Source organism: Chitinophaga sp. (assembly GCF_036569125.1).
Lineage (GTDB): Bacteria > Bacteroidota > Bacteroidia > Chitinophagales > Chitinophagaceae > Chitinophaga.
The window spans coordinates 14,378-30,098 of sequence record NZ_DATCRF010000728.1 but is presented as its reverse complement, the minus strand read 5'-3'; the positions used below and the strand labels follow the sequence as shown (position 1 = coordinate 30,098).

Here is a 15,721-nt window from a genome sequence, read left to right as displayed (position 1 = left end):
TTTCTTATCCGGATGGGTAAACGGCCTATTTGCCGGTAAGAGGTAGTGGTACCCGTATGCTGCCCCCAGCCAAAATCCAGGCTAATACCGGGTTGCAGCCACCAGCCACGGTAATAGAAATAGGCAAACAATTCATTTTTTATAGGCGTAAGCGGTACATCGCTGGAATCTGCAAAAAAGTAATGGGTATACGAAATACCGGCCAGGAACTTCCGGCTTTTCGTGTAGTCGTAACCGGCAGAGAGGTCCCATTCAAACCAGGGATTCTTTTCTGAATTGGTAAGATAGTAACCGCTCAGTGATCCAAAAAAACCGGACTTATGATAATAGGCAACAGAGGGCGAGAGAAAAGTTTTCATTGCAATAGGCCGCTCATAGTTGGTGGTTTTGCTGCCATGAGCCGGGTTATTACCGTAGCCTATGCTTAACAGCACATCGTTCTTCGCCTGTTTTTGCAACAGGGAATCCAGCTGCCGTTCCAGCTCTGCCAGTGATTGTCCAGCAACCATCCGGCTGCAGCATAATAGGGATAAAAGTATAATGCACCGGTGTTTCCACATGGCTGCAAGATAGGAGATTTCGGGAAAAAAAGGTCCATTGTCAATGGTCGATAGTCCATGGCCTATATCGGAATGTTGTTTTGCGTGAAAAGTCAATAATAACTTTCCCCGCAAAACATTCACATCGCAAAGGGCTATGGACCATCGACCATGGACTATGGACTAATTTACGCCAACTCTATCACCGTAATTTCCGGCAATATGCCTACCCGGCCGGGATAACCTAAAAAGCCATAGCCACGGTTCACATACAGGCGTTGGGCGCCTTCCTTATACAAACCGGCCCACTCCTTATAAAAGTATTGGGCAGGGCTCCAGCGCACGCCGGGTATTTCCACGCCAAACTGCATACCATGGGTATGGCCGGCCAGCATCAGATCAATATCCGGGTACTCAGGGCGCACCTGGGCATCCCAATGGGTTGGATCGTGCGACAATAATATTTTAAAGGGAATGTGGGAGCTGCCTTCATATGCCTTTTTCAGGTCACCGTACTTGGGAAAGCGGCTCATGGCGCTCCAGTTCTCAATGCCTATCAATGCTATCTGCTGCCCGTCGCGTTCCAGCACTACATGCTCATTCATCAGCAGGCGCCAGCCTAATTCGCCATGGATCTGTTTCAGGCGGTCCAGGTTCTGGGCGCGCTGGTGGCTATAACCGGTTTCGTCCCGGTCGGGCCAGGGGTAATAGTCGCCATAATCATGGTTCCCCAGGGTAGAATATACGCCCATAGGGGCTTTCAGCTGGTTAAACACATCCATATAATCGTCCATTTCCGTGGCGCGGTCATTTACCAGGTCGCCGGTAAACAGGATCAGGTCGGCCTGCTGGGCCTTGATCAGCTCTATGCCTTTCAGTACCGCCTCCTTATTATTAAAGCTGCCGGAGTGCACGTCGGAGATCTGTACAATGCGCAGCCCTTTAAATGCCTGCGGCAGGTTCTTAAAGGCCAGCTTCATCTTATGTACGCGGTAATTGTATTTATTGGAAAAGCCGTAAGTAAGGGTGGCAAACAGGCTGCCGCCCATTAAAAGGCCCATTTTGGTGAGGAACTGCGATCGGGAAATGCCTGCAGGCAGCTCGCTTGGTGTGGGGGCCGGCCGGTTACCAAACTTTTGTATGAGCCACATAACGCCCCGGCGTATATCATCTACCAGCAGGAACAGGGTTACCAGCAGCTTGGCCATTACCAGCCCTATAAGCACTGCCATCACGTAAGAGCGTACAATGGGCTTCCAGTCGTGCCAGTGCAGGTAAGGCAGCAATACAATGGTAAGGATACAGGCAATGGATATCAGCCAGTAAATGCCGTATACAATGCCACGGGTGCGGGGGGCGGCCCCGTTCATAATGGCCCGTATACCCATAAAAACGTAAATATCCAGGCAAATGATCAATAATATAAGAACAAGCGAATTAACTCCTGAGCGCATGGTATTAGTAAAGTTATATGTGTCAAATTGATGATGACGATTGACGATCCGTCATATTGTATGACCTCATCAAAAATGTTGCTACAATTATGCAGAGAGCACATCCCTGCCTGCAAAAGCTTCATTTCCATCCTATTAACATCAAACTCCACGAATTTTTGTGAATAAATAAATAAGTGGGCACCGCATATATTAGCCTAATCGTTGTATTTTTGTCACATTCGGGATGTTGTATTAATAATGACCATTCATTATAAAGCAGTTAGCCAATGCAATTTACTTATTACGGCCATTCTTGTTTTTCGGTAGAGATCCAGGGCAAAAAGATCCTTTTTGACCCCTTCATTACTTATAACGAGCTGGCTAAAGCGGTGGATGTGAACAAGATAGGTGCAGATTACATCTTTGTTTCCCATGGGCACGACGACCATGTGGCCGACCTGGTGAACCTGGCCCGCCGTACAAATGCTACCGTGGTAGGCAGCTATGAGCTGGTTACCTGGGCCGGTAAGCAGGGTATTGAAAAAACGCATCCCATGAACACGGGTGGCAAGTGGCAGTTTGATTTTGGCACGGTAAAATGCGTAGTAGCGCACCATTCCAGCGGCATGCCGGACGGGTCCTATGGCGGTAATCCCTTAGGGTTCATTTTCACCACCCCGGCAGGTAATTTCTATTATAGCGGCGATACGGCCCTCACCTTTGATATGGAGCTGGTGCCCCGCTTTGCTAAATTAGATTTTGCAGTGCTGCCTATTGGCGATAATTTTACCATGGGCGTAGAGGACGCCATTATTGCCGCCGAGTTCATAGAATGTAAGCGTATTATAGGAGTTCATTACGATACTTTTGGGTTTATTAAGATAGACACGGACAAAGCCAAGCAGGCTTTTGCGGATGCCGGACTGGAGCTGTTACTTCCTGCTATTAATTCAACAATTGAGTTGGCAGCATCGTAGTTGGCAGTGGGCAGTGGGCAGTTTGCAGTTGGACTGTAAGCTGTCTACGATAAGTGGGAGTAAATGGTATAAAACAATTCTCCTGACTGCAAACTGCCAACTAAAGACTGCAAACTATTTTATTATCCTATTATCCTATAAATAACCTAAGAATATTCAATTTAACAATGGCAAGAACAATCGCAATCGCCAATCAAAAAGGGGGCGTAGGTAAAACCACCAGCGCAATAAACCTGGCCAGCAGCCTGGCCGTGCTGGAATTTAAAACCTTGCTGGTAGACGCAGACCCGCAGGCGAACAGCACCACCGGATTGGGTTTTGACCTGCGTAACATACAGCAAAGCCTGTATGATTGTATGGTGAATGATGTGCAGGCCAAAGACGTGGTACTGGAATCAGATACCCCGAACCTGAAAGTGCTGCCTGCCCATATTGACCTGGTAGGTGCAGAGCTGGAGCTGATCAACCACCCCAACCGTGAGCAGGTGATGAAACAGGTGATAGATTCCGTGAAGCAGGATTATGATTTTGTGATTGTAGACTGCTCCCCTTCCCTGGGCCTGATCACCGTGAATGCCCTGGTGGCTTCCGATTCCGTGATCATACCCGTACAGTGCGAGTTCTTTGCGCTGGAAGGTTTGGGTAAGTTGCTGAATACCATTAAGATCGTTCAAAGCAGGCTGAATACATCCCTGGAAATAGAAGGCATTCTGATGACCATGTACGATGGCCGTTTGCGCCTGAGCAACCAGGTGGTGGACGAGGTAAAACAACACTTTGAAGAAAGCGTGTTCAATACCATCATTCACCGTAATACCAAACTGGGTGAGGCGCCCAGCTTCGGCAAATCTGTGATCATGTATGATGCCGCCAGCACCGGCGCCATTAACTACCTGAACCTGGCCAAAGAAATATTACAGAAGAATAACTTTACAAAAATTAACTTAGAAGATAAAATACTAGCTATAAACGATGACCAATCCGAGTAAGAAAGAGGCGTTGGGAAAAGGCATCCGCTCGCTGCTGCAAAACATTGATACTGATCTGAAACAAACTTCCAGTGCCCTGGGAGATAAAGTGGTGGCTGCCGCTACCGGTATTGAGCGTATTCCGCTGGATCAGATCGAGGTGAACCCAAAGCAGCCGCGGCGTGACTTTGATGAACAGGCGTTACAGGAGTTGAGCCATTCCATTAAGCTGCACGATATTATACAGCCCATTACCGTAGCTAAAGTTGGTAAAAAATACCAGCTGATAGCCGGTGAAAGGCGTTTACGCGCCAGCAAAATGGCCGGTATAAAGGATATCCCCGCCTATGTACGGCAGGCTAATGACCAGGAACTGCTGGAGCTGGCCCTGCTGGAGAACCTGCAAAGGGAAAACCTGAATGCCATAGAAATTGGCCTCAGCTACAAACGCCTGATGGAGGAATGCACCTTTACACAGGAGCAGGTGGCCGACCGGATGGGCAAAGAAAGAAGCACCGTTACCAATTATATCCGCTTACTGAAGCTGCCCCCCGATATCCAGGTAGCAGTACGCAATGCGCAGATCAGCATGGGCCATGCCCGTGCGCTGATCGGTGTGGAGAATGTAGAAAAACAGCTGTTCATTTTTAACGAAGTGGTTAAGAACGGTCTTTCCGTACGCCAGGCAGAAGAGCTGGTAAGAAAGGTGAACCATGTTGAAAAAGGAACTGTTAAAAAACCAATAAAAAATTCCCTTCCCCCGGCATATCAGAAAATAGAAGATAACTTAGCCTCTCATTTTGCAACTAAAGTATCGCTGGACAGATCAAAGACGGGTAAAGGCAGTGTTACAATTGAATTTTACTCAGACGAAGAGCTGGACAGCATACTGGAAAAAATAGATTTATACGGTGGCAAAAAATAAGGCCGGGCATACATTTCACTACCTACTATGCCGTTTTCTCCTCCTACTGCTTATAGCCGGCTGCACCTGCAGGCCGTTATACGCGCAGGATACCATTACTCCCAACACACTGAAGCCTGGCACGGATACAACGCACAAACCTGCTGCTAAAAAGGATTCCGTTATTGTATCCGGCTTGTTTAAGAATCCCCACAGTCCGCGTAAGGCTGCCTTCTACTCTGCCGTGGTGCCGGGTTTGGGCCAGGCCTATAACCGCGAGTACTGGAAAATTCCTCTGGTATATGCCGCTATGGGCATTTCGGCCGGCTTTTTCATCGGCAACTTCAACTACTATAAAGACTACCGCGATGCTTACCGCATTCGTATGGATGGTAATGCCAATACGGTTGATAAGTATGCGGATATCTACAATAATGCAGAATCCCTGAAGATATTACGTGATGCCTACCGGCAGTACGTGGATTATTCCGTGCTGGTATTTATACTGGCCTATGGCCTGAATATTATTGATGCCACGGTGTTTGCACACCTGCGCGACTGGAATATGAATGACGACCTGAGTATGCGGGTTGTTCCCAAAATGCTGGATAACCGCTCCCTGGGCTTAAGCCTGCAAATAAACCTGGGTAAGGTAAAGGGAAAGAATAAGGGCGGATGGGCTTTCGGAAAATAGTTAAATAATCAGATCAATTTTATGAAAATAGCACTTATCGGATACGGTAAAATGGGAAAGGCTATAGAAGCCATTGCAACAGCGAAAGGACATACAGTGATTCATCGTATAGACCTGGAAAGTAAACACCTGCTGGAAAAGGAACACCTGCAGCAGGCCGATGTAGCTATTGAATTCACCACCCCCGAAACTGCCTATTCCAATATCCTCAAATGTTTTGAAGCCAATGTACCCGTGGTATGCGGTACTACAGGCTGGCTGGAAAAGCTGCCCGATGTAAAGGCCCGCTGCCTGGAAAAACACCAGGGCTTCCTGTACGCCAGTAATTTCAGCATTGGGGTGAATATCTTTTTCGAGATCAATAAACGCCTGGCAGAGCTGATGGCAACCCAGCCCCAGTACGATGTGAAGATGGAAGAGATCCACCATACCCAGAAGAAGGATGCGCCCAGCGGCACTGCCATTACGCTGGCAGAGCATATCCTGGATAAGCTGGACCGCAAGGCCGGCTGGGTGAACCAGGAAAGCAGCCAGCCGAAAGAGCTGTCTATCATCAGCAAACGGGAAGACCCCGCCCCCGGTACCCATAGTATTACCTACACCTCTGCTATTGACGATATCTCCATTACCCATACGGCCCACTCCCGCGAAGGATTTGCCGCCGGCGCTGTAATAGCGGCTGAATGGCTGAATGGCAAAAAGGGCATCTTTACCATGAAGGACGTGCTTAGCCTGTAAACTTCAAACTTTTAAATATATTTGCCAGCAATTCGCACATCTGGGTGAGGAGATGCAAATCGTTTTTATATGCTTTCAAAAAAAACACAATATGCCTTTCATGCCTTGATACACCTGGCAGAAAATGCAGATAAGGGCCCCATTTTGATTTCGGAGATTGCCCAGGAGAAGAATATTTCCATTAAGTTCCTGGAAAATATACTGCTGGAATTAAAGAATGCCGGGATCCTGGGGAGTAAGAAGGGAAAAGGTGGTGGATATTATCTGATGCGTACGCCGAAGGAAATACCGCTGGCCCGCATTATACGCTTGCTGGACGGGCCTATAGCCCTGCTGCCCTGCGTAAGCCTGAACTATTATGAGCGCTGTGAAACCTGTAAGAACGAAGCCGTTTGCGGGTTGAACGAGGTAATGTCGAAGGTGAGGGATGCAACGCTTAAATTGCTGGAAAACAAAACATTAAAAGACATTCTTACACGTAATTAGCCGCAGCTGCCAAAGTTTGGTAGCTGCTTTTTATTGGCCTTTTAATACCCCGCTTCCCGGAATCCTTCCCTCTTCTCCTTTTGTCAGCCGTGCATAAATTCTTAACTATTTTTACCCCTATATCCTATAGTTTTTATAGGATTTATGTATTTTTGCTCTAGCTAAGGAAGTACATGACAGACATTAAAACCGCATTGGCAGGACTGTCTGAAACAGCTGCCATTCAATATCTTACAGAACAGTTCCCGGGTGCTGTGGCTTTTTCCACGTCTTTTGGACAGGAAGACCAGGTACTGGCGGATATGATCTGGCGCAACAAATTACCCGTACGGGTGTTTACGCTGGACACCGGCCGCCTGTTCCAGGAAACCTATGAACTGATGGACCTCACCCGCGCCCGCTACAAACAGCCCTTTGAAACTTATTTTCCTGAAACCGCCGCCGTGGAAAAACTGGTGGCGGAAAAAGGCTTTAACAGCTTTTATGATTCGGTGGAGAACCGCAAGGAGTGTTGTTTCATTCGTAAGGTAGTACCCCTGAACCGTGCCTTACAGGGCGTAAAAGTGTGGATCACCGGCCTGCGGGCAGAGCAATCTGAGAACCGCCATGCGCTGGAAGCCCTGGAATGGGACGAGGCCCGCGGGTTGTACAAATTCAATCCCCTGGTGCACTGGACCTATGATGAAATGCTGGCCTACCTGGAAAAGAACAACGTACCCTTTAATAAATTGCACAACCAGGGCTTTGTAAGCATTGGCTGCGCCCCCTGTACCCGCGCCATTGAGCCGGGAGAGCATCCCCGCGCGGGCCGCTGGTGGTGGGAGCAATCGAAGAAGGAATGCGGGCTGCACGGATAAATAAATTAATAATTAAGAATGAATAATTAATAATCAGAGGGCAGGATAACGTGAGACAGAAGTACTTAGTTTGTTTATTGTTAATTTGTAGGTAAATAAATAGTCAATAAAAATGAATGAATAATTGCGCTACCGTAGTAACTTGAAGCGTTAATGATTCATTTAATTGTTAGGTAAATAATTGATGAATAGTTAAGAAGGTGGCATTACGCCGAAGTGATACATCCGCAATTATTAATTCTTAATTATTCATTATTAATTATAACGTAGTTATGAGTAATCAAATAAATTGGGAGTTTCCGCAGGCATTGGAAGATGAAGCGATCTATATTCTCCGTGAAACCGCCGCCCAGTTTGAAAGACCGGCGATCCTGTTTTCTGGTGGTAAAGATTCTATTACCATTGTGCGCCTGGCACAAAAGGCATTTTACCCCGGTAAAATACCTTTCCCCTTGCTGCACATTGATACCGGCCATAACTTCCCGGAAACCATTGAATTCCGCGATCAGCTGGTAGCGTCCCTGGGTGTAGACCTGGTGGTGCGCAATGTGCAGGATAGCATTAACCAGGGTAAGGTGCAGGAAGAAACCGGTAAGTACGCCAGCCGTAACGCCTTACAAACCGTTACCCTGCTGGATGCTATCGAGGAAATGAAGTACGATGCCTGTATTGGCGGCGCCCGCCGTGATGAGGAAAAAGCCCGCGCCAAGGAAAGGATCTTTTCTGTACGCGACGAGTTTGGGCAGTGGAACGCCAAAATGCAGCGCCCCGAGCTGTTTGATATGCTGAATGGTAAAATTCATATAGGCGAAGGCGTGAGAGTGTTCCCCATCTCCAACTGGACAGAGCTGGACGTATGGAACTACATCCGCCGCGAAAAGCTGGACATTCCCTCCATCTACTTCTCCCATGAAAGAGAGATCATAGAACGCGATGGCATGTACTGGCCCTACTCTCCTTTCCTGAACACCACGGAAGAGGAAGTGCCCTTTAAACAGAAAGTACGTTTCCGTACCGTAGGTGATATGACCTGTACCGCAGCCGTGATCTCTGAAGCTGATAAGCTGGAAGATATTATCTCTGAAATACTGGAAGCCAAAATATCCGAAAGAGGCGCGCGTATGGACGATAAGCGCTCTGAAGCCGCCATGGAAAAGAGGAAACAGGCAGGGTATTTTTAGGGAGCTGTTAGCTATTAGCTGTTGGCTTTTAGCTGCTCTCCATATGATGATATAACTTATTACAATAATAAACCTAAAGCTAACAGCTAAATGCTAAGAGCTAAAAGCTAAATAAATTATGGAAGTATTACGTATAACCACTTCCGGTAGTGTGGATGATGGTAAAAGTACCCTGATAGGCCGTTTACTATACGATACCAACTCTATTCCCCAGGATAAGCTGGAAGCCCTGCATGCAGCCAGCAAACGCAAAGGGCTTGACTTTACAGACCTTTCCCTGTTAACAGACGGGCTGGTGGCTGAGCGGGAACAGGGTATTACCATTGATGTGGCGCATATCTATTTTTCTACTCCCACCCGTAAATACATTATTGCCGATACGCCCGGCCACGTGGAATATACGCGTAACATGGTTACCGGCGCATCCAACGCGCAGGTATCCCTGATACTGATAGATGCCCGCAAAGGCATTGTGGAGCAAACTTACCGTCACTTTTTTATAGCTAACCTGCTGCGCATTCCGCACCTGGTAGTATGTATCAATAAAATGGACCTGGTTGATTATGACCAGAACCGTTTTAATGAAATTGTTACGGATTTTCAGCAGCTGCTGGATAATGCCGCCTTTAAGGAACAGGTGGTGCGGTTCATTCCCATCTCCTCCATTTACGGGGAAAACCTGGCTACCCGCTCTGAAAAAATAGACTGGTATAAGGGAGAGGCTTTACTGGAATACCTTGAACAGATCAGCTTTGACCATGGCGACAGCAACCACCCGGCCCGTTTCCCGGTGCAGCATGTAATACGGCCTAAAACCGATGCCTATCACGACTTCCGTGGTTTTGCCGGTAAAGTGGCCAGCGGCCATTTTAATGTGGGCGATGAGATAGTATCCCTGCCCTCTATGCAAACCAGCCGTATTAAAACCATTCAGCAGTTTGAAACGCAGCTGGATACCGCCAATGCCCGCGAAAGTGTGGTAATAACCCTGGAAAACGAGATCGATACCAGCCGTGGTAACATGCTGGCAAAACCCGGCCAGGAGCCTGCTGCGCTGAAAGAGATCAGTGCGCACGTTTGCTGGATGGACCAGGCCAAGCTGGTGCCCGGTAAAACCTACCTGCTGCAGCACGGCATTAACCGCGTAAAAGCCAAAGTACAGGGTATACAACATGTAATAGAAGTTACCACCAACCGTACTATTGAAGATAAAAAAGAGCTGGGCCTGAACGATATTGGAAAGATCACCCTTAAAACCGCCCAGCCTATTTTTGCAGATCCCTACCACATAAACCCCGCCAATGGCGCTTTTATACTGGTAGATGAGTACAGCAATGCAACAGTCGCAGTGGGATTTGTGGAGTAATTAATAATGAAGAATGAATAATTAATAATAAAGAGGGCGATACTTCAATTTTGAAATATCGCCCTCTTTATTTTGCTGATTGCAGAAAATGCATTTCACTGAAATGCTATTTCTACGATTATTAATTATTCATTCTTCATTATTAATTACCTAGCGAAAGTACCTATCAAACTCGGAATCCAGCTGAAAGTAAAGCACACCCCAGTTCTTCAGCCGTGCTATATCGCGGGCAGCCGCGGCATAGGCAACCCTTGTTCTGCCCTTGTATTTAGCCCAGTTAATTACGCCTACTACCATAATATTCTGTGCCTGCGCCCATTTCACATCATCTTCCGACATGGTGTTCACATCCCCGAAAAGATAGTAGTAATCCGGGTTATAGCCGGGTTTCAGAATATTTATTTCCAGCTGCTGGCGGGTGCAGCTAAGCTTTACCTTACCGGTAAAGTAGTCGGTTGATTCATCGGCCCCGATCATCAGGGCCTGCTTATCCAAACCGTATTGTTGTAACAGGTTCACCACCTGACTTAATAACAGGGTATCGCCACTGGTGATCTTATTATCCAGCATTACCTGTATATGGCCGCTGGCCGCTGCCAGCGCATCTTCCAGGCGCAGTACCTGGCTGCCCCTGGGCGTACGCAGCTCGCTGATCTCTTCCCAGGTCATAGCGCTTACAGGCCTATCCACCCCATAATAACGTTTAAAGTTATTATCGTGGTTAATGATCATTACACTGTCTTTGGTAAGGCGCAGGTCCATCTCCACCATCCAGTAACCGCGTTCAATAGCATCCTGCAGGGCGGCCATGCTGTTCTCTGCGTTGGAGGTGTCCACTACCCCGCCCCGGTGCCCGATCAGGAAATAGCGGCCAAACCCCTTGCTGGGACCTTGCTGGCCAAAGGCGGTATGGGCTAGCAAACAAAAGCTTAGCAACAGAAAAAGGTCCCCCGTTTTTTTTCTCATAAAAGATTTAGCAGATTTCAAATGATAAATTAGCAAGAATGGCATATTCATCAAAATGAAAGTTTTATTAATATTATACAATGGGAAGGTTAATTACAAGTTTTATTTTGTTGATCTTGGTTGGTAGCGCTCATGCTCAGCAATCTGCCCTGGATACCGCTGCATCACTGACCAGGAATCCAGCTATTTATGCACTGCTTGTTGCCCAGCATAATAACGTTAAATATGAAAAATATTGTAATGGTAAAAATGCAAATGACCTTTTCAACAGTCAATCTCTCACCAAAGATGTAATGTCTTTATTGGTTGGTATTGCTATCAACAAGGGTTACATTAAATCTATAGACGAACCCCTGTCGCGCTTTTTCCCATCGCTGTTGCAGGATAAAGATAAAAGAAAACAACGGGTTACCATCCGGGAAATCATGAACCAGGCTTCCGGCCTTTGGCATGAGGACCTGGAAAGCCTGGGAGGGGTAAAAGCCTACCTGGACCTGCCCAATCCTTCCCAACAGGTGTTAACCGCTGAAATGGCCAGCAATCCCGCAGACAGCTTTCATTACAGCAATGCGGTAACCCACCTGCTATCCGTGATCATTACCAATACCAGCGGCCTTAGTACCCGTGATTTTGCGCAAAAATATCTGTTTGATCCGTTAGGCATTCAAACCTATAACTGGCCTGAAATGAAGGATGGGTACTATGACGGCAGCGGTTTACTGGGCCTGGAAATGCACACCAGGGATGTTTATAAGATCGGGCAGCTGGTTTTACAGGATGGTAAGTATAATGGTAAACAGGTAGTACCGGAAGCCTGGATCCAACAGCTGAAGCAGCCCACACGCACCTATGCTACGGCCTGGGGTTTTGAAGGCTCCCGCTATGCGCTGTGCTGGTACCATGTAAAATATGAGAACCTGGAGCTGCAATATGGCTTAGGCTGGGGCGGACAATTACTGATCCTCATCCCCTCCCTGGATGCGGTTGTGGTAGTGCACCAGGATCATACTACGCCCACAGCGCCACGGCAAACCTACCGCTTTATTTACGGCGTATTACCCATGGTGCTAAAGCTGCTGCAATAAAGAACGCTTACAGGTTCTTCAACATATCCGTTACCATTTTAGGCAGGTCATAATCCGGTTTCCAGCCCCAGTCTTTGCGGGCCAGTTCGTCGTTTATGCTCTTGGGCCAGCCGTCTGCGATCTGCTGCCGGTAATCGGATTGGTAGCTGATAGTGAATTCGGGGATATGCTTTTTGATCTCTGCGGCTATCTCTTTGGGCGAAAAGCTCATAGCGCCCAGGTTATAGGAGGAGCGTACTGATATTTTAGGCTGTGCTGCTTCCATCAGCTCAATCGTAGCGCGGATGGCATCCGGCATATACATCATGGGCAGGTAAGTATCTTCAGAAAGGAAGCAGGTATACTTTTTTTCTTCCAGCGCTTCGTGAAAGATCTCAATGGCATAGTCGGTAGTACCGCCGCCGGGTGCGGATTTATAGCTGATAAGACCCGGGTAGCGCAGGCTTCTTACATCCACGCCGTAACGGTGGTTATAATACTCACACCAGCGCTCACCCGCAAATTTGCTGATGCCGTAAATGGTAGTAGGTTCTATAACCGTATGCTGCGGGGTGGTTTCTTTAGGGGAATTAGGGCCAAATACGGCAATAGAGCTGGGCCAGTATACTTTATCCAGGCCCTCTTCCTTGGCAATATCCAGCACATTTAAAAGGCTTTGCATGTTGATATGCCAGGCCAGCAAAGGATTTTTTTCACCGGTAGCAGAAAGGATGGCCGCCAGCAGGTAGATCTGGGTAATGTTGTGGCGGATCACCAGCACGTGCAGCATTTCCTTGTTCATAACATCCAGCGATACATAGGGGCCGGAACCTTTCAGCAGCTCATGCTCCTCGCGCAGGTCAGATGCTACAACATTGGTATCCCCGTATATTTTACGTAACGTCAGGGTAAGCTCCACGCCTATTTGCCCGCAGGCGCCTATTACCAGTATTTTATCCTTTTTCATTTCGTGTGTTTAGGTGTGCCACACCTTAAAGGTGTGGCACACATTGATCCGTAATATTAATAGGTTCATTGAATATTCAATACATTGAGCATGGGTACATGACAATGATTCAACAATCTCCTTTTTATATCACTGGTATAATCCCGGGTGATGATTCGCCGCTTACAATATTATGACAATTTAAACATTTAGCGGATTCCGTACCTTTACGTCCTCAAATTAAAATGCAGATGAATCATTTGAAATCTTTGTTCAAAGAGCAATATAATCCCGACAATTTTTTCCTGATAGCCGGCCCCTGTGTAGTGGAAAGCGAGGAGCTGTTAACAACCGTGGCAGAGAAGGTTTCCGGCATCTGCAAGCGGCTGAACATCCCCTATATTTTCAAGGCATCGTACCGCAAGGCTAACCGCACCAGCATTCATTCCTTTACCGGTATGGGCGATGTGGAAGGGCTGGACCTGCTGCAAAAAACCGGGCAGGCCTTTAACCTCCCGGTAACCTCCGACATTCACTCTGCCGCAGAAGCAGCTATGGCAGCCGCTTATGTGGATGTGCTGCAGATCCCGGCCTTCTTATGCCGGCAAACAGACATTCTGCTGGCAGCCGCGGAAACCGGCAAGGTAGTGAACGTAAAAAAGGGGCAGTTCGTAAGTGGCGACGCTATGAAGTTTGCCGTTGAAAAAATTAAACAGGCGGGCAATAACCAGGTGATACTTACAGAACGCGGTACCACCTTTGGCTACCAGGACCTGGTAGTGGATTACCGTAACATTCCCATTATGCGCGGGCATGGCGTGCCGGTGGTAATGGATTGTACCCACTCCCTGCAGCAGCCCAATCAAACCAGCGGCGTTACCGGCGGTAACCCGCAAATGATCAGCACTATTGCCAAGGCAGCGATTGCTACCGGGGCCGACGGGTTGTTCATAGAAACGCACCCGGATCCCTCCTGCGCCTTATCAGACGGGGCTAACATGCTGCGCCTGGATCTGCTGGAGGAGCTGCTGGAACAGCTGGTTCGTATACGGGAAGCCGTGAGTAAAAATGTAAGCGCCCACCACCACTAGTGTGCACAATTTTTGTTATATTCATACTACACTAAAAACATTTCACCATGATCCGTTTACATGACGTTAAAACAGGTGATACCGTGTTAGTATCGTATGAAGGAGAGCTGCTGGAAGGCAAGGTACTGGAAGTGAACCCTGAGGACAGACAGGCTTGTGTACTGACCCATGAACAGCAGGAATTCTGGTACTCGCTGGATGATCTGTACGAAATTCCACTGGATGAATCACAGCTGCTGAAGCTGAAATTTCAGAAAGATGAATCTGCCGCTACCGGCAATGGCCATACAGCGGTATATGTACGCGGGCCTTTCAGCGTACAGCTGGCCCAGGAAGACGGCCGCGATATAACCCGCCTGAACTACCGTGATGAGCACCGGGAAATTAAAGGCCCGCTTACCGTGAACCAGCTCCAGAACCATTATCACATCATGACTAATTTCCACTTGGATTAGCTGAAGCTAAAAGCTTAAAGGATAAAGCAAAAAGCTGATTGCCCCGCAGATATTCGCGACAATCAGCTTTTTGCTTTATGCTTTTTGCTTTCTCCTTTACTTCAATCTTACCGTATCTACTGTTGTAACCTGACCTAATGCAACGGTTACGCCAGATCTTACAATGGTGCTCAGCAAGGTATCAGAAGGTATAAAGTGCAGCGTATAAGTACCGGCGCTAATACCTTTGATCAGGTAATGACCATGGTCAGTATAAGTGCTGGCTACCGTATCATTACCGTTAAGCGCCAATACAGCTGTGGCTATGGAATCCGGTGTTGTTACGCCCCTGATAGCACCGCCCTGCGCCTGCATAAAACCTCTGATAACTGGCTTAAGCATAAACTTGCCGGAACCACCTGCTTCATGGATCGATTTTGCTACATCAAAATCCAGTACCAGCTTGTAAAGCACATCGCCGGTTACATCTGAATTCAATTTCAGCTTAACACCGGATGACTGCCCGCTGGGCGTTTGCAGATGAACGGAATCGCCGTCATGGGTCACTACCCAGTTGTCATCGCCCAGCACCAGGCGGATCTCTTTTACCGTACCTGACTTAATGTAGGCATCAGCCAGCACGGTGTCTTTATCATTTACCAGGGTAAGCAGGTTGTAGCGGCCTTTTCTGAAACCACTCAATGTCTGCCAGCCATTATCATCACTATCGGTGTAATTAATGTTCACATCCTGTACATCAATATAAACGGCTTTAAAATCGCCCGGGCCGTCAGTGAGCGCTACCTGTAAACGTGCCTGCCCGCTGTTGTTCTCATTTTTGGAACAGGATGACAGGTAACAAAGGCCAGCCAGTGCAAGTGTACCTGTAAGTAGGTTTCTCAGTGAATTGTTCATAATAAAGTGTATTGGTTTTAGTATCGCCTTTTTTGCGGCTCTCGGATTTAGATATGGTTTGTTAAGAAAAGTTTAAAATACAGATTAAAAAAAGTTCACTTGTGACAACAGGCATCCGGCCAGCTATAAAATAAAAACGCCGACTGCCTTAGCAATCAG

Annotated in this window: 17 protein-coding genes; 12 read left to right on the top strand and 5 right to left on the bottom strand. The window is 47.5% G+C overall.

Annotated elements, in window-relative coordinates; all coding sequences use genetic code 11:
- Window positions 1-509, bottom strand: a 509-nt coding sequence (locus tag VIM87_RS27060) for a hypothetical protein (RefSeq protein WP_332000008.1), incomplete at its 3' end; no start/stop codon positions are given.
- A 218-nt stretch (window positions 510-727) separates the two neighbouring features.
- Window positions 728-1,993, bottom strand: a complete 1,266-nt coding sequence (locus VIM87_RS27055; protein WP_332000007.1) for a metallophosphoesterase — start codon at window positions 1,991-1,993, stop codon at window positions 728-730.
- Between the two features lie 269 nt (window positions 1,994-2,262).
- Between VIM87_RS27055 and VIM87_RS27050 the strand changes: the two genes are divergently transcribed.
- The 9 genes from VIM87_RS27050 (at window position 2,263) to VIM87_RS27010 (ending at window position 10,146) form a co-directional block, all read left to right on the top strand.
- Window positions 2,263-2,952, top strand: coding sequence for a metal-dependent hydrolase (locus VIM87_RS27050; protein WP_332000006.1), 690 nt, complete (start codon window positions 2,263-2,265; stop codon window positions 2,950-2,952).
- Window positions 2,953-3,119: 167 nt separating this feature from the next.
- Window positions 3,120-3,941: an AAA family ATPase gene (locus tag VIM87_RS27045; protein ID WP_332000005.1), complete on the top strand. Its 822-nt coding sequence runs from the start codon at window positions 3,120-3,122 to the stop codon at window positions 3,939-3,941.
- Window positions 3,925-4,845, top strand: coding sequence for a ParB/RepB/Spo0J family partition protein (locus tag VIM87_RS27040; protein ID WP_332000004.1), 921 nt, complete (start codon window positions 3,925-3,927; stop codon window positions 4,843-4,845). Before VIM87_RS27045 ends, VIM87_RS27040 begins: the two co-directional genes overlap by 17 nt.
- Window positions 4,832-5,518, top strand: coding sequence for a DUF5683 domain-containing protein (locus tag VIM87_RS27035; protein WP_332000003.1), 687 nt, complete (start codon window positions 4,832-4,834; stop codon window positions 5,516-5,518). Before VIM87_RS27040 ends, VIM87_RS27035 begins: the two co-directional genes overlap by 14 nt.
- A 21-nt stretch (window positions 5,519-5,539) precedes the next feature.
- Window positions 5,540-6,256, top strand: a complete 717-nt coding sequence (gene dapB, locus VIM87_RS27030) for a 4-hydroxy-tetrahydrodipicolinate reductase (RefSeq protein ID WP_332000002.1) — start codon at window positions 5,540-5,542, stop codon at window positions 6,254-6,256.
- A 69-nt stretch (window positions 6,257-6,325) separates the two neighbouring features.
- Window positions 6,326-6,742 carry an Rrf2 family transcriptional regulator gene (locus VIM87_RS27025; RefSeq protein ID WP_332000001.1) on the top strand — a complete coding sequence of 139 codons (417 nt, stop codon included), beginning with the start codon at window positions 6,326-6,328 and terminating at the stop codon, window positions 6,740-6,742.
- A gap of 173 nt (window positions 6,743-6,915) precedes the next feature.
- Window positions 6,916-7,599, top strand: a complete 684-nt coding sequence (locus VIM87_RS27020; RefSeq protein WP_332000000.1) for a phosphoadenylyl-sulfate reductase — start codon at window positions 6,916-6,918, stop codon at window positions 7,597-7,599.
- Between the two features lie 272 nt (window positions 7,600-7,871).
- Complete coding sequence (cysD, locus tag VIM87_RS27015; RefSeq protein WP_089913463.1) at window positions 7,872-8,780, top strand: sulfate adenylyltransferase subunit CysD; 909 nt, start codon at window positions 7,872-7,874, stop codon at window positions 8,778-8,780.
- Between the two features lie 118 nt (window positions 8,781-8,898).
- On the top strand, window positions 8,899-10,146 hold the full coding sequence (locus VIM87_RS27010; protein ID WP_331999999.1) for a sulfate adenylyltransferase subunit 1: 1,248 nt from the start codon (window positions 8,899-8,901) through the stop codon (window positions 10,144-10,146).
- A 150-nt stretch (window positions 10,147-10,296) separates the two neighbouring features.
- Here VIM87_RS27010 and VIM87_RS27005 read toward each other — a convergent pair whose 3' ends face one another.
- Entirely contained in the window at window positions 10,297-11,112 is an 816-nt protein-coding gene (locus VIM87_RS27005) for a glycerophosphodiester phosphodiesterase family protein (protein ID WP_331999998.1), read from the bottom strand.
- An 80-nt stretch (window positions 11,113-11,192) separates the two neighbouring features.
- On the opposite strand from VIM87_RS27005, the gene VIM87_RS27000 reads away from it, so the two are divergent.
- The gene (locus VIM87_RS27000) at window positions 11,193-12,197 is read left to right on the top strand and encodes a serine hydrolase (RefSeq protein ID WP_331999997.1); all 1,005 of its coding nucleotides are present in this window, start codon (window positions 11,193-11,195) and stop codon (window positions 12,195-12,197) included.
- Between the two features lie 7 nt (window positions 12,198-12,204).
- Here the strand turns inward: VIM87_RS27000 and VIM87_RS26995 are convergent, their stop codons facing one another.
- Window positions 12,205-13,143, bottom strand: a complete 939-nt coding sequence (locus tag VIM87_RS26995) for an NAD-dependent epimerase/dehydratase family protein (protein WP_331999996.1) — start codon at window positions 13,141-13,143, stop codon at window positions 12,205-12,207.
- A gap of 230 nt (window positions 13,144-13,373) precedes the next feature.
- Between VIM87_RS26995 and kdsA the strand changes: the two genes are divergently transcribed.
- Entirely contained in the window at window positions 13,374-14,213 is an 840-nt protein-coding gene (kdsA, locus tag VIM87_RS26990; RefSeq protein WP_331999995.1) for a 3-deoxy-8-phosphooctulonate synthase, read from the top strand.
- Window positions 14,214-14,260: 47 nt separating this feature from the next.
- Window positions 14,261-14,668 (top strand): hypothetical protein, encoded by a 408-nt coding sequence (locus VIM87_RS26985; RefSeq protein ID WP_331999994.1) that lies wholly within the window; start codon window positions 14,261-14,263, stop codon window positions 14,666-14,668.
- A 96-nt stretch (window positions 14,669-14,764) separates the two neighbouring features.
- Here VIM87_RS26985 and VIM87_RS26980 read toward each other — a convergent pair whose 3' ends face one another.
- On the bottom strand, window positions 14,765-15,562 hold the full coding sequence (locus tag VIM87_RS26980; protein ID WP_331999993.1) for a DUF4382 domain-containing protein: 798 nt from the start codon (window positions 15,560-15,562) through the stop codon (window positions 14,765-14,767).
- Between the last annotated feature and the right edge of the window lie 159 nt (window positions 15,563-15,721).